The organism is Xenorhabdus sp. Sc-CR9, assembly GCF_963897815.1.
Taxonomy (GTDB): domain Bacteria; phylum Pseudomonadota; class Gammaproteobacteria; order Enterobacterales; family Enterobacteriaceae; genus Xenorhabdus.
In genome coordinates this window covers 1-22,519 of sequence record NZ_CAWQTY010000088.1, presented here as the reverse complement: position 1 = coordinate 22,519, position 22,519 = coordinate 1, and the positions used below count along the sequence as shown (strand labels likewise).

At 42.4% G+C, this 22,519-nt stretch carries 23 protein-coding genes and 1 pseudogene; 15 read left to right on the top strand and 9 right to left on the bottom strand.

Annotation, left to right across the window (positions count from 1 at the left end; translation table 11 throughout):
• Positions 1-81: 81 nt before the first annotated feature.
• From cmoB to AACQ81_RS04175, 3 genes are all read right to left on the bottom strand, one after another.
• Positions 82-1,053 (bottom strand): tRNA 5-methoxyuridine(34)/uridine 5-oxyacetic acid(34) synthase CmoB, encoded by a 972-nt coding sequence (gene cmoB / locus AACQ81_RS04185; protein ID WP_237386420.1) that lies wholly within the window; start codon positions 1,051-1,053, stop codon positions 82-84.
• The gene (gene cmoA, locus AACQ81_RS04180) at positions 1,050-1,832 is read right to left on the bottom strand and encodes a carboxy-S-adenosyl-L-methionine synthase CmoA (RefSeq protein ID WP_237386419.1); all 783 of its coding nucleotides are present in this window, start codon (positions 1,830-1,832) and stop codon (positions 1,050-1,052) included. Before cmoA ends, cmoB begins: the two co-directional genes overlap by 4 nt.
• Positions 1,833-2,066: 234 nt before the next feature.
• Entirely contained in the window at positions 2,067-2,465 is a 399-nt protein-coding gene (locus AACQ81_RS04175; RefSeq protein ID WP_237386418.1) for an MAPEG family protein, read from the bottom strand.
• A 266-nt stretch (positions 2,466-2,731) separates the two neighbouring features.
• Here AACQ81_RS04175 and aspS point away from each other — a divergent pair, with 266 nt between their 5' ends.
• The 7 genes from aspS (at position 2,732) to AACQ81_RS04140 (ending at position 8,581) form a co-directional block, all read left to right on the top strand.
• A complete protein-coding gene (gene aspS, locus AACQ81_RS04170) occupies positions 2,732-4,501 on the top strand; it encodes an aspartate--tRNA ligase (protein ID WP_237386417.1) in 1,770 nt (589 codons plus the stop codon).
• Positions 4,501-4,935: a dihydroneopterin triphosphate diphosphatase gene (gene nudB, locus AACQ81_RS04165; protein ID WP_237386416.1), complete on the top strand. Its 435-nt coding sequence runs from the start codon at positions 4,501-4,503 to the stop codon at positions 4,933-4,935. The genes aspS and nudB overlap by 1 nt, the downstream gene beginning before the upstream one ends.
• A 93-nt stretch (positions 4,936-5,028) precedes the next feature.
• Positions 5,029-5,772, top strand: a complete 744-nt coding sequence (locus tag AACQ81_RS04160; protein ID WP_237386415.1) for a YebC/PmpR family DNA-binding transcriptional regulator — start codon at positions 5,029-5,031, stop codon at positions 5,770-5,772.
• A gap of 105 nt (positions 5,773-5,877) precedes the next feature.
• Complete coding sequence (gene ruvC / locus AACQ81_RS04155; protein WP_237386414.1) at positions 5,878-6,399, top strand: crossover junction endodeoxyribonuclease RuvC; 522 nt, start codon at positions 5,878-5,880, stop codon at positions 6,397-6,399.
• Positions 6,400-6,478: 79 nt separating this feature from the next.
• The gene (gene ruvA, locus AACQ81_RS04150; protein ID WP_237386413.1) at positions 6,479-7,096 is read left to right on the top strand and encodes a Holliday junction branch migration protein RuvA; all 618 of its coding nucleotides are present in this window, start codon (positions 6,479-6,481) and stop codon (positions 7,094-7,096) included.
• Positions 7,097-7,112: 16 nt separating this feature from the next.
• Positions 7,113-8,120, top strand: coding sequence for a Holliday junction branch migration DNA helicase RuvB (gene ruvB, locus AACQ81_RS04145; RefSeq protein ID WP_237386412.1), 1,008 nt, complete (start codon positions 7,113-7,115; stop codon positions 8,118-8,120).
• A gap of 236 nt (positions 8,121-8,356) precedes the next feature.
• Positions 8,357-8,581 (top strand): thioesterase II family protein, encoded by a 225-nt coding sequence (locus AACQ81_RS04140; protein WP_237386411.1) that lies wholly within the window; start codon positions 8,357-8,359, stop codon positions 8,579-8,581.
• A 60-nt stretch (positions 8,582-8,641) separates the two neighbouring features.
• Here AACQ81_RS04140 and znuB read toward each other — a convergent pair whose 3' ends face one another.
• Together znuB and znuC are read right to left on the bottom strand one after the other, a co-directional pair.
• On the bottom strand, positions 8,642-9,427 hold the full coding sequence (gene znuB, locus AACQ81_RS04135; protein ID WP_237386410.1) for a zinc ABC transporter permease subunit ZnuB: 786 nt from the start codon (positions 9,425-9,427) through the stop codon (positions 8,642-8,644).
• Entirely contained in the window at positions 9,427-10,182 is a 756-nt protein-coding gene (gene znuC / locus AACQ81_RS04130) for a zinc ABC transporter ATP-binding protein ZnuC (protein WP_237386409.1), read from the bottom strand. The genes znuB and znuC overlap by 1 nt, the downstream gene beginning before the upstream one ends.
• A 76-nt stretch (positions 10,183-10,258) precedes the next feature.
• On the opposite strand from znuC, the gene znuA reads away from it, so the two are divergent.
• The 3 genes from znuA (at position 10,259) to lpxM (ending at position 13,641) form a co-directional block, all read left to right on the top strand.
• Positions 10,259-11,215 carry a zinc ABC transporter substrate-binding protein ZnuA gene (gene znuA, locus AACQ81_RS04125; protein WP_237386408.1) on the top strand — a complete coding sequence of 319 codons (957 nt, stop codon included), beginning with the start codon at positions 10,259-10,261 and terminating at the stop codon, positions 11,213-11,215.
• 20 nt (positions 11,216-11,235) lie between these two features.
• A complete protein-coding gene (mepM, locus tag AACQ81_RS04120; protein WP_237386407.1) occupies positions 11,236-12,549 on the top strand; it encodes a murein DD-endopeptidase MepM in 1,314 nt (437 codons plus the stop codon).
• Between the two features lie 123 nt (positions 12,550-12,672).
• Entirely contained in the window at positions 12,673-13,641 is a 969-nt protein-coding gene (gene lpxM, locus AACQ81_RS04115) for a lauroyl-Kdo(2)-lipid IV(A) myristoyltransferase (protein WP_237386406.1), read from the top strand.
• A 74-nt stretch (positions 13,642-13,715) separates the two neighbouring features.
• On the opposite strand, the gene pyk is transcribed toward lpxM, so the two are convergent.
• Positions 13,716-15,158: a pyruvate kinase gene (pyk, locus tag AACQ81_RS04110; protein WP_237386405.1), complete on the bottom strand. Its 1,443-nt coding sequence runs from the start codon at positions 15,156-15,158 to the stop codon at positions 13,716-13,718.
• Positions 15,159-15,372: 214 nt separating this feature from the next.
• A complete protein-coding gene (locus AACQ81_RS04105) occupies positions 15,373-16,221 on the bottom strand; it encodes a MurR/RpiR family transcriptional regulator (RefSeq protein ID WP_237386404.1) in 849 nt (282 codons plus the stop codon).
• Positions 16,222-16,619: 398 nt separating this feature from the next.
• On the opposite strand from AACQ81_RS04105, the gene zwf reads away from it, so the two are divergent.
• The 4 genes from zwf to mdtI all read left to right on the top strand — a co-directional run bounded on the left by zwf (position 16,620) and on the right by mdtI (position 20,441).
• Entirely contained in the window at positions 16,620-18,095 is a 1,476-nt protein-coding gene (zwf, locus tag AACQ81_RS04100) for a glucose-6-phosphate dehydrogenase (protein WP_237386403.1), read from the top strand.
• A 281-nt stretch (positions 18,096-18,376) separates the two neighbouring features.
• Entirely contained in the window at positions 18,377-19,126 is a 750-nt protein-coding gene (locus AACQ81_RS04095) for a hypothetical protein (RefSeq protein WP_237386402.1), read from the top strand.
• Positions 19,127-19,744: 618 nt separating this feature from the next.
• Positions 19,745-20,107: a multidrug/spermidine efflux SMR transporter subunit MdtJ gene (gene mdtJ, locus AACQ81_RS04090; protein ID WP_237386401.1), complete on the top strand. Its 363-nt coding sequence runs from the start codon at positions 19,745-19,747 to the stop codon at positions 20,105-20,107.
• A 1-nt stretch (position 20,108) separates the two neighbouring features.
• Positions 20,109-20,441 carry a multidrug/spermidine efflux SMR transporter subunit MdtI gene (gene mdtI / locus AACQ81_RS04085; protein ID WP_237386400.1) on the top strand — a complete coding sequence of 111 codons (333 nt, stop codon included), beginning with the start codon at positions 20,109-20,111 and terminating at the stop codon, positions 20,439-20,441.
• A 113-nt stretch (positions 20,442-20,554) separates the two neighbouring features.
• Here the strand turns inward: mdtI and AACQ81_RS04080 are convergent, their stop codons facing one another.
• Entirely contained in the window at positions 20,555-20,899 is a 345-nt protein-coding gene (locus AACQ81_RS04080; protein ID WP_237386399.1) for a RidA family protein, read from the bottom strand.
• 91 nt (positions 20,900-20,990) lie between these two features.
• Between AACQ81_RS04080 and AACQ81_RS04075 the strand changes: the two are divergent.
• Positions 20,991-21,423 (top strand): annotated as a pseudogene (locus tag AACQ81_RS04075) (tyrosine-type recombinase/integrase); the annotation flags it as partial.
• A 334-nt stretch (positions 21,424-21,757) separates the two neighbouring features.
• Here the strand turns inward: AACQ81_RS04075 and AACQ81_RS04065 are convergent.
• Entirely contained in the window at positions 21,758-21,937 is a 180-nt protein-coding gene (locus AACQ81_RS04065; RefSeq protein ID WP_237386397.1) for a hypothetical protein, read from the bottom strand.
• Between the last annotated feature and the right edge of the window lie 582 nt (positions 21,938-22,519).

Genomic DNA, 22,519 nt, shown 5'->3' with positions numbered 1-22,519 from the left:
CTGCGGGATACGGTTTTATTTGGGTTAGTTCCTGAGGATGTGAACTGCCAAAATGAGCAGTTCACAATCAATATTATGGCATCATGGCTTGCGGGCAATAAGGACAGCACGTAGTGGCGCAGGGTAGCCTTCAACTGTTTTATTCTGATCGTCAGGGTCAAGGAAATCAGTTAGCGATTCAGTTTTCATCCATTTTGTCTGACGTTGTTCATCCGATGTCGTGAGTGCCTGATCGACAATCCTTACATCCACAAAACCACATTTTTCCAACCAGACTTTCAGCATTTGAGCTGATGGAATAAAGTAGACATTCCGCATTTGTGCATAACGTTCACCGGGAATGAGGCATTGGTATTCATCACCTTCGACCACTAAACTTTCTAAAATGAGTTCACCACCGGAAAGTAGTTGGTTTTTCAGTTGCCATAGGTGATCGAGTGGAGAACGGCGATGATAGAGTACTCCCATTGAAAATACAGTATCAAAGGCTTTTAGTTCCGGTAATTGTTCAATACCCAAGGGCAGAAGATGTGCGCGTTGGTCGTTACCCAGCAATTTTCTGACGGCTTCAAATTGACAAAGAAAGAGTTGGGTTGGATCGATGCCAACAACTAACTGTGCACCTTCACCCACCATGCGCCACATGTGGTAACCGCTGCCACAGCCGACATCAAGTACAGTTTTGTCTTTTAAAGGCGAAATATGGGGCAGAACCCGATCCCATTTCAAATCAGAGCGCCATTCGGTATCAATTTCAACGCCATACAGAGAAAAAGGCCCTTTACGCCATGGCGTAAATATTTTCAGGATATTGTGGATACGGGCTTTTTCACCGTTTGACAGTTCTGGTTCATGGAGAGCGATGACACCATTTTTCAGATCAATCTGAGTCGGTTTAATTTCAGGCAATCTTTCTAGCACTTTTACCCATGAACTGAACTGACCGTGCAATGAAGCTTTTTGCCAATGGTTTAATTGTGCAGGCAGACATTCCAGCCAATGATTCAGGTGGTTTTTGGCAATCAATTGATAAAAGTTACCGAAATCGATCATTGTTCAGTCCCTTTTATTGCCAGTAATGAACCAAAATTAAAGCATTGGAACCAGACTTCAACATGCTGGAATCCGGCTTTTTTGAGACGTGCTTTATGGGTTTCAACGGAATCTGTCCGCATAACGTTTTCCAGCATACTGCGTTTTTGGCTGACCTCCAGTTCGCTGTAACCGTTGGCTCGTTTGAAATCATAGTGCATATTGAACAGTAATTCGCCAATGTGCTCATCTTCAAAATTGAATTTTTCAGACAGAACCAGAACACCTCCGGGCTTTAATCCTGTATAAATATTATCCAACATTTTTTGGCGATCATCAGGATGCAAGAATTGTAATGTGAAATTCAGCACAACTACGGATGCATTTTTAATGTCGGTATCAAGAATGTTTTGTTCGATTACCTCAACGGGGATTCTGGCCTTGAAAGAGTCAATATGACGCCGGCAACGTTCTATCATTGCCGGCGAGTTATCGACTGCGATAATACGGCAACCATTTGTATGGCTGTCAGGATTATCATTGGTACTGATAGCACGGCGGATCGATAATGTGGCTGCACCAAGTGAACAGCCGAGATCATAAATTTGACTGTTTGGCGTGACAAAACGATCTGCCAGCATACCTATCATGGAAATGATATTGGAATAACCAGGAATGGAGCGTTTCACCATATCAGGAAAAACTTCGGCTACACGTTCGTCGAAACTCCAGTCACCTAAATTGGCAATGGGAGTGGATAACAGGCTATCCCGTTGATTATGAGGATCTTGATTTGACATAACAGCATTGATTTTGGAAACAATAAGAAGCGGTTATTCTAGCAGAATGCAGGATGCAGGAAAGGGCAGAAAGAAGAGATCAGCAGAAACCCTCTGGCGGCAGTAATACCGCCTTGGGTAATGATAGAATTTTGTGATGTCATGGCATCACAATTTTTTGTGGTTGGCATGGATATGTATGGCTTATACACTTTATCTGAAATCAATAGGATATAGGCGAATACATGGTGAGCATTAGATATATAGAGAGAAGATTTGCTCCCACGGCAAATAATAAATGTTGGTGATAATCATTATTATCATTGAGATATATGTTGCGGCCATGCCCATACGCCGCCGGTGTATTTCGCGATGACGCAGGCCAAAGTAGTGCAAAATTCTACCTGAAAGCAGCACCAATCCACAAATATGTAGCATCCAGACGGCTGCTCCATTCATCTCCATCATGATTAATAACAGCATTGAAATTGGGATATATTCAACAGCATTACCATGAACCCGGATGGCTGTTTGCAATTCGTAAAAACCGCCATCGCCATAGGCTATCCGATATTGCGTTCTTAATTTGACTACATCCAGAGACAGCTTAATCAATAATAGTGCGCCCAATACAATATAAAGCGAGCTAACCATTTTTAACTCCATTGCCTAATCCAAAAACGGCCAGATGATGATAAACCCCAAAAAGAAAACTGTCGCTATAAATCATAGTATTTAATGATAAATGCGGTGAATGTTATCTGGTAGCAAAAAATTGTCTTAGTAAGAACGATGTTATAGCCTTATCTCCGGTCAGAATTTCCAGTATAATGGCTGTCTTTTTTGACAATTCTTCCTAAAAGAATAATGCCAAAATTTCCGCAGCAGAAAGCATAACGAGCTGAGTAAAAGGATATTGTATGCGTACTAATTATTGTGGGCAGTTGAGCCGATCTCATGAAGGCCAAAAAGTGACCCTTTGTGGGTGGGTAAACCGTCGTCGTGATTTGGGTGGTTTGATCTTTATTGATATGCGAGATCGCGAAGGTATCGTTCAGGTATTCTTTGACCCAGACCAGAAAGAGGCTTTTGCTCAGGCTTCTGAACTGCGTAATGAATTTTGTATTCAAATTACAGGGATTGTGCGTGCACGCCCTGACAGCCAAATCAATAAAGAAATGGCAACCGGCGAAGTTGAAATTTTTGCGGAAAGTCTGATGATTTTCAATCGGTCAGAGCCATTGCCACTGGATAGCAATCAGAACAACAGCGAAGAACAGCGTCTGAAGTATCGCTATCTCGACCTGCGTCGTCCAGAAATGTCACAACGTTTGAAGACTCGTGCAAAAATCACCAGTTTTGTTCGTCGTTTCATGGATGATGCTGGTTTCCTTGATGTGGAAACACCTATGCTGACCAAGGCAACACCTGAGGGGGCTCGTGACTATTTAGTGCCAAGCCGTGTCCATAAAGGTGAATTTTATGCACTGCCTCAGTCTCCGCAGCTTTTCAAACAATTATTGATGATGTCCGGTTTTGACCGTTATTACCAGATTGTGAAATGCTTCCGTGATGAAGACCTGCGTGCAGATCGTCAACCAGAATTCACTCAAATCGACGTTGAAACCTCGTTTATGACGGCCGAACAAGTTCGCGAAATTATGGAAAAAATGATCCGTGAACTGTGGCAGGAAGTACGTGGTGTTGATTTGGGCAACTTCCCAATCATGACATTCGAAGAAGCCATGCGTCGCTTTGGTTCGGATAAACCAGACCTGCGTAACCCATTGGAACTGGTGGATGTTGCAGATCTGGTTAAAGATGTTGAGTTTTCTGTTTTCGCAGAACCGGCAAACAATCCAAAAGGCCGCGTTGCCACCATTTGTGTTCCGGGTGGTGCAGAATTAAGCCGTAAGCAGATTGATGAATATGGCAAATTTGTTGGTATCTATGGTGCGAAAGGTCTGGCATGGATGAAAGTTAACAACCGTGCTGCCGGTCTGGAAGGAGTACAAAGCCCGGTTGCCAAATTCCTGTCCGCTGAGGTGGTTGAAGGTTTATTGTCCCGCACAAATGCACAGGATGGCGATATTCTGTTCTTCGGTGCTGACAAGAAAAATGTGGTTACCGATGCAATGGGCGCATTGCGTCTGAAACTGGGCCGTGATCTGAACATTACAGATCTGGCAAGTTGGAAACCGCTCTGGGTCGTTGATTTCCCAATGTTTGAAGACAATGGAGAAGGTGGTTTGACGGCAATGCACCACCCATTTACATCTCCGTATGATATGTCGGCCCCTGAATTGGAAAGCAACCCAGAATCAGCTATTGCGAACGCTTATGACATGGTTATCAATGGCTACGAAGTAGGTGGTGGTTCTGTTCGTATTCATCGCAATGAAATGCAGCAGACAGTATTCCGAATTCTGGGCATCAACGAGCAGGAACAACAGGAAAAATTCGGTTTCTTGCTGAACGCCCTGAAATATGGCACACCTCCACATGCAGGTTTGGCTTTCGGTCTGGATCGTCTCGTCATGTTGTTGACCAGTACCGATAATATCCGTGATGTAATCGCTTTCCCGAAAACAACAGCAGCGGCATGTCTGATGACTGATGCACCAAGTTTCGCAAATCCGGCATCATTGAAAGAATTGGCAATTTCAGTTATTAAAAAAGAGAGCGAATAATGGCTTACAAGCGCCCTGAATCTGTATTGGTTATGATTTATGCCTTTGACAGCAAAAGGGTGCTGATGTTACAGCGACGTGATGATCCCGAATTCTGGCAGTCCGTAACAGGTAGCCTCGAAGAGGGAGAAAAACCATTGGAGGCGGCGCTGCGTGAAGTTCAGGAAGAGATTGGCATTGATGTTACCAAGGAAGATCTTGAGCTGATAGATTGCCAACGCAGTCTCTATTATGAGATTTTCCCGCACTTAAGACATAGATATGCATCAGGAGTGACACGCAATAAAGAACATTGGTTCTCGCTGGCGTTACCTGAAGAACGAATGATCCTGCTGACTGAACATCTGGCTTATCAATGGCTGGTGGCTGAACAAGCTGCTGAATTGACCAAGTCATGGAGCAATCGGCAGGCAATTGAAGAATTTGTTATTTAGTCTATTGTTTCCAATAAATTTTAAGGTGCAGTCTATCTACTAAGCTGCAATTTGAAAAATGATGGGTATAGACGTTTTATCGGAGATATTTTCATGGCAGGTCATAGTAAATGGGCCAATACGAAACACCGCAAAGCAGCACAGGATGCAAAACGCGGTAAGATTTTTACCAAAGTTATCCGTGAATTGGTGACGGCTGCACGTCTGGGGGGTGGAGATCCAACGTCTAACCCACGTTTGCGTGCCGCCATCGATAAGGCATTGTCTAATAACATGACTCGCGATACCTTAAATCGCGCGATTGCCCGTGGTGTTGGCAACGATGATGCAGATAACATGGAAACCATCATTTATGAAGGCTATGGCCCAGGTGGTACAGCGGTGATGGTTGAGTGTCTGAGTGATAACCGCAATCGCACTGTTTCTGAAGTTCGTCATGCGTTCACCAAAACCGGCGGTAACTTGGGTACAGATGGTTCTGTTTCTTATTTGTTCACCAAAAAAGGGGTGATTTCCTACGCTCCGGGCCTGGATGAAGATCTGGTGATGGAAGCAGCATTGGAAGCGGGTGCTGATGATGTTGAAACTTATGATGACGGTGCGATTGACGTCTATACTACACCAGAAACTTTTGGTGACGTTAAGGATGCACTGGATGCAGGGGGCTTCAAATCGGATTCCGCAGAAGTATCTATGATCCCATCCACCAAAGCAGAACTGGGTGCGGAAACTGCGCCTAAATTACTTCGTCTGATCGATATGCTTGAAGATTCTGACGATGTTCAAGAAGTTTACCATAATGGTGAAATCTCTGATGAAATTGCAGCACTGCTGTAATTAATTTTAGGGTTCACAGCGTAGAGAAAGTGCTTCTAATATCAAAGCACTTTCTCTAACGTTTTATCCCATATCTTAGGCACATATCTAGGCGAACAGTTCGATATGGCGATTATTCTTGGTATTGACCCCGGTTCCAGAGTCACAGGGTATGGCGTTATCCGCCAGCAGGGACGACAACTTATTTATCTTGGTAGCGGTTGTATCCGAACAAAAGTAGATGACTTACCCAGTCGTTTACAGAGGATTTATGCAGGCGTTACCGAAATCATCACTCAATTCCAGCCTGATGCCTTTGCAATAGAACAGGTTTTCATGGCAAAAAATCCAGATTCAGCTTTGAAATTGGGGCAAGCACGTGGTGTGGCGATTGTAGCTGCGGCTAACCAATCTGTTCCGGTATTTGAGTATGCTGCCCGTCAGGTTAAACAAACGGTAGTGGGTACAGGGGCGGCCGAAAAAAGCCAGATCCAGCATATGGTTCGTTCAATGTTGAAATTGTCTGCTAATCCGCAGGCTGATGCCGCCGATGCATTGGCTATCGCTATTACACATTGTCATCTTAGTCAAAATTTGCTACGGGTCGGAGATGCGCGATTAAATTTAACTCGGGGCCGTCTGAAATAAGCGAGGCTGGATATACGTCCAGCCTTTTTTGTGCTATAAGCTAGCGGAACGATTTATTTTTATTTTCAGGGGGTAAACAGTGATAGGGCGTTTGAGAGGAACCGTGTTGGAAAAACAGCCACCGTTGGTGTTATTAGAAACTAATGGTATCGGTTATGAAGTTCATATGCCAATGACCTGTTTTTATGAACTGCCTGAAATTGGGCAAGAAGCTATTTTATTTACGCAATTTATTGTGCGTGAAGATGCCCAGTTATTATATGGCTTTAATGACAAACAAGAACGCGCTCTTTTTCGTGAATTAATTAAAGTAAATGGTGTTGGGCCGAAATTGGCTCTGGCTATCCTGTCTGGCATGTCTGCTCAGCAATTTGTTACGGCTATTGAACAGGAAGCTATTGCTTCATTGGTTAAATTACCGGGAGTGGGTAAAAAAACCGCTGAAAGATTGGTGGTCGAAATGAAAGATCGTTTTAAAGGGCTTAATGGCGATCTGTTTAGCCAAAGTAGTGACATTAGTTTGCCTGCTGCCACCAAACAAGCGAATTCTGATGCTGATATTGAAGCAGAAGCTTCCGCAGCCCTAGTTTCTCTGGGATATAAACCGCAAGAAGCCAGCCGGATGGTGAGTAAAGTAGCTAAACCGGGTGCAGATTGTGAAACTCTTATTCGTGAAGCGCTTCGTGCAGCTCTATAATCGCAGGAGTTAAGTGATGATTGAAGCTGACCGTCTGGTTTCAGCAGAAGTTCTGCAAGATGATGAAGCCATTGATCGCGCTATTCGGCCAAAATTTCTATCTGAATATGTTGGGCAGCCTCATGTTTGTGAGCAGATGGAAATCTTTATTCAGGCGGCGCGACAACGTGGGGATGCACTGGATCATTTATTGATTTTTGGTCCCCCTGGATTGGGCAAAACCACATTGGCAAATATCGTAGCGAATGAAATGGGCGTTAATCTCCGAACAACATCTGGTCCGGTGCTGGAAAAGGCGGGGGATCTCGCTGCCATGCTGACCAACCTGGAACCTCACGATGTTCTATTCATTGATGAAATCCACCGTTTATCGCCGGTTGTTGAAGAGATTCTCTATCCTGCGATGGAAGATTACCAACTGGATATCATGATTGGGGAAGGGCCGGCTGCCCGTTCGATTAAGATTGATCTTCCTCCGTTTACACTGATTGGTGCAACGACCCGTGCCGGTTCCTTAACGTCACCGCTGCGTGATCGATTCGGTATTGTGCAACGCCTTGAGTTTTACAATGTTGATGATTTACAGAGTATTGTTTCCCGAAGTGCCCATTATATGGGGTTGAGTGTTTCGGACGATGGAGCAAGACAAATCGCAATGCGTTCACGGGGCACTCCCCGTATAACCAACCGCTTATTACGTCGGGTACGTGATTTTGCTCAGGTCAAGGGCGATGGAACTGTGAATAACGATATTGCGGCTCAGGCTCTTGATATGCTGAATGTGGATTCGGCAGGGTTTGATTACCTTGACCGTAAATTGTTGATTGCCATAATTGATAAGTTTATGGGTGGTCCCGTTGGGGTGGATAACTTGGCGGCGGCGATTGGTGAAGAAAGAGAAACCATAGAAGATGTTTTAGAACCTTTCCTGATCCAACAAGGATTTATTCAACGCACACCAAGAGGGCGAATGGCAACCAATCATGCTTACCGACATTTTGGGTTAAGTAAAGAGAGCGTATAAGCCACCACTGTGGCAATATACCAGTTCAGTTCTTTGAAATGCTGGCTGGTAGCTAAGCAGGGGATGGGTCGTTAAATCTCCCCATGAAAAGTTCAATAACTGTTGCGTAATCGACTGGAGTGACTCTAATTTCTCGCCCAATAAGAAAAATCTTTGTATGACCTTCTCTATAATCCGTACATGGATAACTATTATCAAATATAAAAAATCGTCTCTTTTGGGTTTAGAATTTCAAAATGGCTGAAATCTATCAACCAGAGCGATTTGTCCTGAAAAGCCCGATAACAGTTTTAAATGGGGATACTGATCCAGATGTTAAACCGATTGAACTTTATGCTTGGTCAGAATTAACCAGTGAAGACTTAACGGTACATGTTGTATCAGGAGATCATTTCTTTATTGATCAAAATAAAGAAAAAGTGATAGAGATTGTTGCATCTGTACTTTCGGGCATATGGTGAAAACAGACTACCGGCCCATGGGATGGGAGGTAGTCAATCTTTAGATTATTTTACCAATAATCAGCTTCTTGCCTTACACGTTAAACTCAACGCAAATAACATTGCCGCACAAAGCACTACCGAAGGCCCGGCAGGGGTATTATAGAATGCGGATAATGTTAACCCTCCCGTGACAGAAAGCATACCGACAATAATAGCAAAAACCGCCATTTGTTCTGGTGTGCGAGAGAATCGGCGTGCGGTGGCAGCTGGGATAATCAGTAGGGAAGTGATGATCAACGCCCCGACAAATTTCATCGCCAGACCAATGGTCAATGCTGTCACTAACATCAATAGAACCCGCAGGCGCTGAATTTTAATCCCATCAACAAAAGCTAGATCTTGGCTAACTGTCATTGATAACAGCGCACGCCATTGCCATGTCAGCAATCCGGTAACAATCGCAACACCTGTTGCAATCAGCCAGAGATCTTCATAAGTGACAGACAATAAATCGCCAAATAAATAAGCCATCATATCGACCCGTACACTGGTCATAAAGCTGACAACAACTAAACCCAGAGATAAGGCACTGTGAGCCAGAATGCCCAGCAATGTATCAACTGCCAGCTGAGGACGTTTTTCCAGCCAGACTAAAAGAATGGCTAATATCAATGTGACGGCAATAACGGCATAAAAAGGATTCACATTCAGTAAGAAGCCAAACGCGACACCCAGTAGTGATGCGTGTGCTAATGTATCACCAAAGTAGGACATTCTGCGCCAGACGACAAAAGAACCAAGAGGCCCTGCGGCAATTGCCAATAAAATACCGGCTAACCAGCCGGGAAGTAATAATTCAATCATCAACGTGGTTCTCCACCATTTTTCAAAATAATTTTTCCTCTCAGATCATGATGATGATTATGGTGATGTCGGTAGACTGCAAGTTGCTCGGCACCATGACGGCCAAACATGGCAATGAATTCAGGATGCATAGACACCACTTCCGGGGTACCAGAGCAGCAAATATGTTGATTAAGGCATAAAACTTCGTCTGTTTTCGCCATCACTAAATGCAGGTCATGGGATACCATAAGTACAGCGCAATTAAGCTCAGTTCTGATTTGATTAATTAAATCATAGAGTGCCAGCTGGCCGTTGACATCTACGCCTTGTGTTGGTTCATCAAGTACCAGAAGTTGAGGGTGGTTGAGCAACGCTCTGGCAAGCAAAACTCGTTGAGTTTCTCCGCCTGATAGCTTTTGCATCGGCTGATCTAATAAATGGGCTGCTTTGACCCGGTCTAATACCGGTATGATATCTGCCGATTTTACATTAGGTCTTAGCATCATAAAACGCTTAACAGTCAGGGGAAGTGTGGGGTCAAGGCTAAGTTTTTGCGGAACATAACCAATTTTCAGCGTTTGGTTGTGTTCGATAATCCCTGAAGTAGGGGGAACTAAACCAAGGACAACACGAACTAACGTTGATTTCCCGGCTCCATTTGGACCAATCAGTGTCAGGATTTTGCCTTGTTTGAGAGTGAAAGAAATATTGTTTAATACTTTGCGGTTACCAAACTCAACCGTAACATTTTTTAGGGTAATCATAGTTGGCATGTTAAAAGTGTCTTGCAGAAACATTGAAATGTTATAATATAACAAATCTCAAATTACTGCATGGAATATTCATATTATGTTACACAACCCACAGAAATACGTGCATAAATTTTTTCGCAAAATCGCATTAGTGACTGGTCTGGTGGCTGGAGTGAACAACGCTGCGCAGGCAGATGTTGTTACATCTATTCGTCCGCTGGGTTTTATTGCCGCCGCTATTGCTGATGGTGTAACAGGTACTCAAGTGCTTTTACCTGATGGTGCATCTCCACATGATTATGCTTTACGGCCTCTGGATATCAGAAAAATCAATCAAGCTGATTTAATGGTTTGGATTGGCCCAGATATGGAAACATTTTTGGCAAAACCAATTTCTAGAATAGACAGTAATAAACAACTGGCACTGGCTGAATTATCTACTATAAAACCACTGTTATTGAAAAATAGTGGTGATAATAATGATTTAGGTGAATCGCATCAGCATAAACATGAAACTGATCACAAACATCATCATCACGGTGAATATAATATGCATATTTGGCTTTCTCCCGAGGTTGCAGAGAAAGCCGCTCAGGCAATATATAATCGACTTGTTGAGCGTTACCCTCAACAAAAACAGCAACTAGAAGTAAACCTACGTAAATTCAATGGACAGCTTATAGAATCTGATAAGAATATTGCTAGTATTTTAAAGCCTGTACAAAAGCAGGAATATTTTGTTTTTCATGATGCATACAGTTATTTTGAAAAACATTATAAATTGTCTTCGCTAGGGGTTTTCACTGTTAATCCTGAAATACAGCCCGGGGCGCAAAGATTACACTATATACGAATACAATTGGTTGAGCAGAAAGCAAGATGTGTTTTTGCTGAACCTCAATTCAGGCCTGCCGTCATTCATGCCATAGCAAAAGATACCGGTGTGAAGATCGGGACACTTGACCCATTAGGGAGTGGCATTGTATTGGACAAAGACAGCTACATAAAATTTATAACTCAGTTGTCAAAACAATATTTGAGCTGCCTGAATTAGTACAATAAGGAATTTTATTAGTGCAGCAGATAGTTAAAACTATCGCTTTGGTATACAACAATCTACCTAAACCACACAAGATCATGCTTGGGTCTTTGACGTTAGTCACTCTGGCGGTCGCAGTGTGGCGGCCGGTTGTTTATCATGAGCGAGAAGAACGGTCGGGTAGTATTATTCTCAGTACGCCTAATCATATCTCTGATGCGAGCGATGATGAGGTCGGCGATATCAATGAACAACTGCCTGATGAAGGAATTAATGATGAAGAGGGCAGTTCAGATGCAACAGCAAATGTCCCTCATCAATATGTTGTTTCCAATGGTGATACTTTAAGTTCCATTTTGACTCAATTTGGGATTGATTCTTCAGATGTGGCTTTGTTAGCAAATCAATATAGAGCGCTGCGTAATTTAGGAATTGGTCAATCGCTATCTTGGTCCATTGATGAAAACGGTAATTTAAAAACGCTGACGTGGAATATATCACGTCGAGAAACACGAGATTATACCCGTGAAGGGGATACGTTTAGCGAAACAAAAGAGTTTCAGAAAGGCGAATGGAAAAATAGTGTTATACGAGGCACTGTTGACGGCAGTTTTAATGGTAGTGCACTCATTGCTGGATTAAGCGGCAGCGAGGCTCGTGAGGTTACTAAGGCTCTGCAATGGCAGATAGACTTTCGTAAATTACGTAAAGGCGATCGTTTTTCTGTCCTGATGTCCCGTGAAATGCTTGATGGGAAGAGTGAGCAGAGCCAATTATTGGGCGTTCTCCTGCAAAGTGGCGGAAGTGATTATTATGCTTTCCGTGCTAATGACGGTCGTTTTTATGATAGTCATGCTTCCGGTTTAGAACGCGGCTTCTTGCGTTTCCCTACAACGAAACAATTCAGAGTATCATCCAGTTTTAATCCTCGTCGTTTGAACCCAGTAACAGGGCGGATTACTTCACACCGAGGGGTTGATTTTGCCATGCCTATAGGAACTCCGGTTCTGGCAGTCGGTGATGGGGAAGTGATTGTCGCTAAATTTGATGGAGCAGCAGGTAATTTCATCGCCATTCGCCATGGGCGTCAATACACCACCCGATACATGCACTTAAGAAAATTATTGGTAAAACCGGGCCAGAAAGTGAAGCGCGGTGAACGCATTGCTTTATCAGGTAATACAGGTCGTTCAACGGGTCCACATTTGCATTTTGAATTTTGGGATAATCAGCAACCTGTTAACCCACTTACGGCAAAATTACCACGTTCTGGTGGATTAAGTGGTAAAGAGCGAGCTGAATATATTGCAATGGTTAAGGATGTTAAGCCTCAATTATTACTCGATTGAATGAATTAATGCCGGATAATTGACAGACACAAAAGCGGATGATTGGTATCATCCGCTTTTGTGTTATTTTTTGTTAGAAGTTTGAGTCTCGAAAACGAGCATTGGAATCATCAGAGTTAGCTCATGAACAAAGAGAAAGATACAGATAGTAAATTGGGGTATATCCCTAAATTTCATTGCTCTTATTTGCATCCTCGCCATTGGGGGCTTTGGGCTGGTGTGGGAATATTGGCGGGGTTAGCTTATATTCCAGTAAAATGGCGTGATCCATTACTGGCGAAGATAGGTGTTTGGGCTGGCAGAAAAGCAAAAAGTGCCCGCCGTAGGGCAAAAATAAATCTAATTTATTGCTTTCCTGAATTAACAGACCAGCAGCGGGAAGACGTAATTGACCAAATGTTTGCTTGCGCTCCTCAGTCATTTGTTATGTTGGCAGAACTTTGCCTAAAAGGTACTAAATCGACGTTAAAGCGAACTCAGTGGCATGGTGATGAAATTCTTGATGATTTAAAAGCACAAGGAAAAAATATCATTCTCATGGTTCCTCATGGGTGGGCGATTGATATTCCAGCTATGCTTTTGGCGGCACGTGGTTACAAAATATCAGGCATGTTCAACCATCAGAGCAATCCTGTAGCTGATTACTTATGGAATAAAGTGCGCACACACTTTGGTGGCCGTTTGCATTCCCGTGAAGCAGGTATTAAGCCTTTTATTGCATCGGTACGTGAGGGATTTTTGGGTTATTATTTGCCCGATCAGGATCATGGTGAAGAACACAGCGAATTTGTTGATTTTTTCTCCACTTACAAAGCGACATTACCTGCGGTCGGGCGTTTAATGAAAGTTTGCCGCGCAGCTGTTATTCCATTATTTCCTGTTTATAACAGCCAAACCCATCAACTGGATATTTATATCCGGCCACCAATGGATGATATTGCAGGGCAGGATGATGCGTATATTGCTCGTCGTATGAATCATGAGCTAGAAGAGATGGTTAGACCTAATCCTGAACAATATACATGGATATTAAAACTGCTTAAGACGCGGAAAGAAGGGGATATTGAACCCTATAAGAGAGAAGATCTTTAGCCTGAGATTCCCCGACTATTTAATTCATCCCCTTAATTAAAAATATTTTTGATTAAGGGGAATATCTATCAAATTTATTCTACTTCAAGTATGCGACAGGTATTAGTACTACCAATAGTTCCCATCTGATCACCCTGCGTTACTAGGATTAGATCACCTGAAGAAAGATAACCTTTATCGCGCAGGCGGTTTACCGCTTCGTTTGCCGCAGCGATGCCATCAGTATGCCAGCTACAATAAACCGGAGTGACACCGCGGTAAAGGGCAGTGCGGTTTAAGGTAGATTCATGACGTGACATAGAGAAGATTGGCAAACCTGAACTAATGCGAGACATCATGCGGGCTGTTCGACCAGATTCAGTCATAGCGATAATTGCTTTGACGCCTTTCAGGTGGTTAGCCGCATACATGGTTGACATTGCGATAGCTTCTTCAATGCTTTCGAATGTCATATCCAGACGATGTTTGGAAACATTAATACTTGGCATTTTTTCAGCACCCAAACAGACTTGTGCCATGGCGGCAACCGTTTCTGCTGGATATTGACCCGCCGCAGTTTCGGCAGAGAGCATAACGGCATCAGTACCATCCAATACTGCATTGGCAACATCCATGACTTCAGCACGGGTTGGCATTGGGTTAGTGATCATGGACTCCATCATTTGCGTGGCGGTAATTACGACACGATTCAGTTGACGGGCACGGCGAATCAGCTTTTTCTGTACACCAACCAGCTCAGGATCACCAATTTCGACACCCAAATCACCGCGGGCAACCATAACAACATCAGATGCCAGAATGATTTCGTCAATAATCGCATCACTGCTGACGGCTTCAGCACGTTCCACTTTTGCGACGATTTGGGTTTCACAACCTGCATCACGCGCGAGTCGGCGGGCATAATTCAGATCTTCACCTGAACGGGGGAAAGAAACGGCTAGGTAATCAACACTAATTTTGGCCGCAGTGATGATATCTTCCTTATCTTTTTCAGTCAGCGCTTCGGCTGATAACCCGCCACCTAGTTTATTGATACCTTTATTATTGGAAAGAGGGCCTCCTACAGTGACTTCTGTGAAGACTTTCATGCCTTGAACATCCAGCACTTTCAATTGAACCCGTCCGTCATCCAATAGCAGGATATCACTGGTCGTAACATCAGACGGAAGACCTTTATAGTCGATACCGACTTTTTCTTTGTCTCCTTCTCCTTTACCCAGATTGGCATCCAGCAGGAATTTATCCCCAACATTGAGGAAAATTTTTCCTTCCTTAAAAGTGGATACGCGTATTTTGGGTCCTTGAAGATCACCTAAGATGGCAACGTGGCAGCCTAAGCGGGCAGCTATTTCACGTACTTTATTAGCGCGTTGGATATGATCTTCTGCTGTACCATGAGAAAAATTGAGGCGGACGACATTGGCTCCCGCACTGATAACTTTTTCTAAATTGCTATCACGATCTGTTGCTGGACCAAGTGTAGTGACGATTTTCGTTCTTCTGAGCCGTCTGGACATGTATTACTCCGTTGACCTGTGAAGTATCCCTCGTTTTTCGAACTACAATTCGAAATCCATTGGGTATATGAGTTTCCGATTATCGTAGGATAACCATTTAATTTCTTGATTATCAACCCCGCACTTGTAAAAGATGCAGATGCGGGAAACCTTACTATGCTATCAGTCTGGAGAATTGATAAATAGTGAACAAAAACACAGTCTATTTTATGATTTATTGATGCTTATCAAACCGCGAATTACGCAATGCTTCTTTGACCCTCTTCAAGTTATCCCTGAATTTTGAGCCTCGTCGCAGTGTAAAACCGGTAGCCAGCACATCAATGATGGTAAGTTGAGCAATTCTGGAGACCATCGGCATATAGATATCTGTATCTTCAGGGACATCCAGAAGGATAGAGAGGGTAGCTTCCTGTGCCAATGGGGAACCTGTTGAAGTAATGGCTATCACTGTCGCATCATTTTCACGGGCCAGTTTGGCTATTTCCACGAGATTTTTCGTTCGTCCTGTATGGGATATCAGCACAACAACATCTCCTTCGGTACTGTTAATACAACTCATTCGTTGCATTACTATATCGTCAAAATAGGTTACCGGAATATTGAAGCGAAAGAATTTGTTCATCGCATCATGAGCTACCGCCGCCGATGCTCCCAAGCCAAAAAAAGAGAGCTTTCTAGCTTGGGTCAGCAGATCAACTGCCCGGTTAATTGCCGCGATATCCAGATTAGTTTTAACCGTTTCCAGATTTGCCATGACTGATTCAAAAATTTTATTGGTATAAGATGTGACGCTGTCACTTTCCTCCACATTACGATTTACATAGGGAGTACCATTGGCAAGGCTTTGTGCCAGATGCAATTTGAAATCGGGAAATCCTTTGGTGTCCAGACTACGACAAAAACGATTAACCGTAGGTTCACTCACATTCGCCATTCTGGCCAGAGTAGCGATGCTTGAATGGATAGCTGTCTGGGGTGAGGCAAGGATGACCTGCGCCACCTTTTTTTCTGACTTACTCAAAACATCAAGACTATTTTGGAGCCGTTCCAATGTGTTCATAAGACGCGGTTTAACCTCGGTTTTAACGATTTCATTAACAGGAGAAATCTATATCATTTTCATGAAAATATACTACTTGTTATTGAAGGCTGGCAGTGGTAAAAACCGGGTAACTTGATATTTTTCATCAAAATATGACAAGTGTCTAACTTTCAACTTGGTAAGATTACTTCTTAAACGTTGTAAACTTTCAATCAATGAACATTATCTGGTACAGACCCTAACCCGTACCCAGTATAAATACAAAACTAGCATGAATGTCAAAACAGTGTACAAAAAGCTGGGATAAGGCATATATGAACAATCATTGTTTACTGCTTATAACCAAAAGAGTACATTACACGCAGTTTCTGTAAAAAAATTACAATATCCCGTAATTGAGGATGAGGAGATGCAACATGGCGGTGACGTCTACAGCTCAGGCTTGTGATTTGGTAATTTTTGGGGCGAAAGGAGACTTAGCACGCCGGAAATTAATGCCTTCCCTTTACCAATTGGAAAAAGCGGGTTATATCCATTCTGATACTCGGATTATCGGCGTCGGCCGAGCTGACTGGGATAAGAAAGCCTATATCAAAGTTGTTGAAGAAGCGTTAACTACATTTATGTCCGAGAAATTGGACCCAGAATTGTGGAAGAAATTGAGCTCACGTCTGGAATTTTGTAATCTGGACGTTAATGAAACGGAACATTTCACCCAATTGGCGAAGATACTTAATAAGGATAATTTGCCTACCATTCACTATTTTGCCATGCCACCCAATACGTTTGGTGCAGTATGTCATGGATTGGGAGCTGCGGGGCTGAATAAAGAACCCAATCGTGTTGTGATGGAAAAACCACTGGGAACAGATCTTATCTCTTCCCGATCTATCAATGATGAAGTAGCAAAATATTTCAATGAGAAACAAATCTACCGTATTGACCATTACTTAGGTAAAGAAACGGTATTGAACCTATTGGCACTGCGTTTTGCTAACTCACTGTTTGTTAATAACTGGGATCACCACACAATCGATCATGTGCAAATTACTGTTGCTGAAGAAGTCGGCATTGAAGGGCGCTGGGGTTACTTCGATCAGGCTGGGCAAATGCGCGATATGATTCAGAACCATCTTCTGCAAATATTGACTATGATCGCCATGTCTCCACCGGCTGACCTGAGTGCTGATCGTATTCGTGATGAAAAGGTGAAAGTGCTACGCTCATTGCGTCGGATTGATCATACTAATATCAGGGAAAAAACTGTTCGTGGGCAATACACCGCAGGTTTTGTGCATGGCACGAAAGTTCCCGGTTATTTGGAAGAAGAGGGCGCGAATAAAGCCAGTAAAACGGAATCCTTTGTATCGATCCGTGTTGATATTGATGATTGGCGCTGGTCTGGCGTGCCTTTCTATCTGAGAACAGGTAAACGTTTACCTGCTAAATGTTCCGAAGTTGTCGTCTATTTCAAAGAGCCTTCGCTGAATTTATTCGCTGAATCTTACCAACAATTACCGCAGAATAAGTTGACGATTCGCTTACAACCAGATGAAGGTATCGACATTGAAGTGCTGAATAAAGCACCGGGGCTGGAACATAAACATCGTTTGCAGACTACCAAATTGGATCTGAGTTTCTCCGAGACATTTAATCAAACGCACCTTGCGGATGCTTACGAGAGATTGTTGCTGGAAGCTATGCGTGGTATTCAGGCGTTGTTTGTCCGCCGTGATGAGGTGGAAGAAGCATGGAAATGGGTGGATTCTATCATGGAAGCATGGGCGGCGGATAATGAACCCCCTAAACCTTATCAGGCAGGGACGTGGGGACCGGTTGCTTCCATTGCCTTGATTACCCGTGATGGACGCTCATGGAATGAATTTGAGTAACTTGCATACTCTTTGATTGTATTAAATTTATACATAAAAATACTCAAGCCGGACTTATGTCCGGTCATCCTCTTTGTTTTTTCAAACAGCAGCTTTGTTATCGGTACTCATCCATCCCAGTACCGTTTTCTAATGCTTATTCAAATAATATCATGTTGTTGAATATTCCTAACTTTCCCAAACTGAGTTTATTTTCAAATATTTTTGATATTAGTCACGGAAAAAATAGTTTTAATTAATTATTAATTAGCTGCATTTCTAAGAACGAATAGGTAGATAAGATGGGTAATTTTATTAGTAGAAAATTTCGCCAAGGTCAACAGTCACGCTTATTTCCACGGTCATTGAGGCGTGATGAAGGATGCATTGAAGAGCATGATGAGGACGTGTGCGCTAGGGATCAATGGGTATCTGATCGGATACACCGTCATTGCGAATATGCACCAGAAAACGCGCTGACAAACCTCCATAAAACGTACGCAGATAGAGGGAAAATAATTAATTATAATTGCTTGGACGCATTTAATACTAAACGCGATCCTGTAGGTAAAGGGCGCAGACTTGCTATGCAGCAACCCCATGCTCAATTGGATGAAATCTATATCCTTGAGCGCACGCACTGCCAATTACAAGGAGATGGTGACGCTCATTATTTTATGAAAAGTATAGAACCAATAACGCTACATGTCCCAGATGGTCATTATCTATACGTTATTTACACCGATATGCCTCTGACAGTTATATGTGGTCTTTATGATCCTAATCGGATTCCTGCTATAGGTCATACGTCATTAATAAAAGGCCGGATTCGATTGTATGGCAAGAATAAAAATATTTCTCAGCTAGATGATAAAGATATTGACTATGCAAAATACCCTGTATTGTTGGCAGGAGAGCTATTTTTCGACGATGGTCGATTGACTATGTGGAATAATCGGAGTGGTCATTATTTTCCTAAAGGGGATATGGTTGTCTTAAACGCCACTAATTGCATATTGCCCCAAAAGTTATTTAGACAAGTCTGGGGATAAAGTCGGCCGTATTCCTTAATGGTAGATTAGTGTTGCTAATGAAATCCTTTGTCGCATGAGAATGTGAATTCCGTGGCGCGATCTGCCTTCCAAATCAGATTTTGGGATTGCTGATAAACGATATGATAGTCAGCGTTTGAAGAATGTTATTGAAAAACAAAAGCCGTTTCCGGTGATCCCTTATCATAGAAATAGCGAAGTGAAAGTTCAGCGTTATCTCGTTGCTTTTTATTTTTGGTTATGGTAAAAGTATTCCAGTTATTAAGTCTACTTATATGAGGGTTCGTAGTATATCACACAGTAGTAATCGTGTGATGAAAGAATAAAACATCATGAATAGCGCCAAAAGCGTCAACATTCAACATAGTAATAAAATTCAACGTTGCACCCACGTTCTTTTTCTTTCCGCTATCTTATCCAGTGAGCACTACTGGTGCGGTGCCCTTTAGGGCCTTCTCCTGTTCATCGGTTCTTCACCGATAAAATTCTTGTTTGTCAAAATATTTTGCTAAAACGTCAGTTTGATTCTGATATCGCGTATTTGAGTTTGCGTCTGATTCTGTTGGCATATACAGCTTGATGTCTTGGCATACCTATTAGTATGTTCAGGAGAAAAAAATGATTTATTGGATATTTCTTGCTCTGGCGATTGTGACAGAAGTGATTGGTACTTTGTCAATGAAACACGCCAGTATTTCGGGTGATTTTACAGGTATGATCGTGATGTACACCATGATCACAACTTCTTATATTTTGTTGGCGATTGCCGTAAAAAAAGTGGCATTAGGGGTGGCTTACGCCTTATGGGAAGGTATCGGTATCCTGTTTATCACGACTTTTAGTGTACTGTGGTTCAATGAATCGTTGTCATTAATGAAAATTGGAGGGTTGACACTGCTGATATCAGGAATTGCCTTGATTAAAATAGGTGCGAAAAAAGCCCCGGAGAATATTCTGAATAAAAAAATCAAGGAAGCATAACATGTTAACTCAATTTGAATGGTGGCATGCTGCGTTTTTGGTTTTAGCTGTTTTTCTGGAAATTGTTGCGAATATTTTATTGAAATTATCCAATGGATTTCAGCGTCTTTGGATAGGTATTTTATCACTGGCTGCTGTTTTAGGCGCATTTAGTGCGTTGGCTCAGGCCGTTAAAGGAATTGAACTTTCCATTGCTTATGCATTATGGGGTGCATTCGGCATTATTGCTACAATCGCAGCAGGTTGGATTATGTTTAATCAGCGTCTGAATTTTAAGGGATGGTGGGGAATTGTACTGTTATTGATTGGCATGATAATGATTAAAATGGCTTAATTTTTCATGCCCCATTCCTTAAAGTTTATTTGATAAATTCATTTCTAAAATGGCATTGGACGAGTTGATAATGTGTTCAATGCCATGCTCTTCTTGGTAAGTTCGAGTTCAGCTTATAAAGCGGCGATGATTTTGATTTCTACCTTATATTTAGGATTCATCAGCTCAGCTTGAACAGTGCAGCGAACTGGGGCACTTCCTGCAACAACCCAAGCATCCCAGGCTGCGTTCATACCTGTAAAATCGGCTTTATCGGCCAGAAAAATCGTAACATCCAAGATTTTGCTCTTGTTTGAACCAAGACGATGTAACAGGGTATCAATGGCCGCCAGTGTATCGGTTGTTTGTTCTGTGATATCACAGTCCAGCTTTTCTGGCACACTAGTATAATAAATAGTGTCATTGTGAACGACCGCTTCTGACCAGCGGGTATCTGGATCAATGCGTTTAATAGTCATTAAATCTCCTGTTAATTCATACAGTTTTTTTTTGAATTGGGTGGTTATTACAACTCAGTGTTGGCATAATTCTGCCACATTTTATTAAAAAATCACCACCAAAGGTGAAAGAACATTAAGTGAAGAAGAGTTAGTTGTTCTTTTTCAAATTATCAACTCCCCTAAATATAACCCGAGTAATGTATTAATAATAAAGCCATGTCTGCTATTTGGCTGTCGTATTCGTGAATTATTGAAGGCCAAAATTAATGACTTTGACTGTGAAAATAATATTTGGACCATTCCTCCTGTAAATCATAAAACAGGAAGAAGATCTAAAAAACCTATCAACAGGCCCATAATTCTAGCAGCCAAGGAGTTAATTGAGCAGGCGAAAAGATTGAAAACTGACTGCGTCTCACGTGGCCGAAATTATGGTAGGGCATAAATTACCGGGAGTGTGGCAGGTGTACGATAAGCACACCTACCTGAATGAGCAGAGAGAGGCATACGAGCGCTGGTGGGAGAAGCTGACTAGAATTGTCCCCCGTTCTCCCAGTCAAGAATATCCTGCCGTAAAAAGTCAAGCTGGTCAGATAAGAACCGAATATGTTCAGGCACCACCGATATCTATTCCGGCGCATCTGCTCGCTGGCTGCTTACCTCCGGTCATACCCGACATGATGACATGGAGCGACAGCTTTATTCTGAATGAACAGTTACATGACGGTTATTGAGCAATGCAATCTGGATAAACGGGCAATCAGACATATAGAAGAAAACAGGTCACCACCGCAGAGCAAATGATCCTGGGGTTGCAGGAGTATATCAGGGCAGTGTCAGTAAGTGATGAGGGACGGAAGGAGTGCTACTATCCTGCTAATCCAATGGGCAAAGTAATTCACCGTTCGGTGTTATCGTGCAGTACCCTGAATTGACCATGCATGCTTTCCATACTTCGATATTGTCAATGTATTTCTGGCAAGGGAAGGCATAGGTTTGTACTGAAACTAAAAGAATAGAATCCGCCAACAGGCAAAGAAGAAAACATTTCTTCATTTTATTCTCCATATATTACTTATGGTACCACAGAGCTTAATAACTCTATTTCAACTCAATTAAAAGCGAATAATTCTTAAGAATTAGTTACCTTATGAAACTAAAACAATTATTCCTTTACCTACTTGTAGTGATGTGATGGACGTTCCTGTTTGCAACTGAAAAGGGGAACTTCCATCACATCACTAAACTGGCCTGATTTTCTGTCCTAAGAAATGAATTACCATTGATTGTACTGCTTACATTCATTAGTATATGAAACGCGCATAGGTCAAAGAATTAAAGTCAAAGTCACAGTCTAAATACGGTGGTTTTTATCTTTCATATGGAAAAATAAAATCTGCCCTAATGCTTCTCTTGCCTGTTTCACCAGTTTCTGTGCTTTAATATGTGAGTCCAAAATTCATTTTACGATAGAACGCTATGAGTTACCTCTCCATATGCAAACCAAGTGATATACCAATCGCCATTGAAGATGCTTGATTTCTTATCCAAACCCGATCATGCTTGCAGCCATGAAAATTCATCTGACACCAGAACAAAAACGCGCCCTCGAATTGATGCACGATACGACTCGTGATA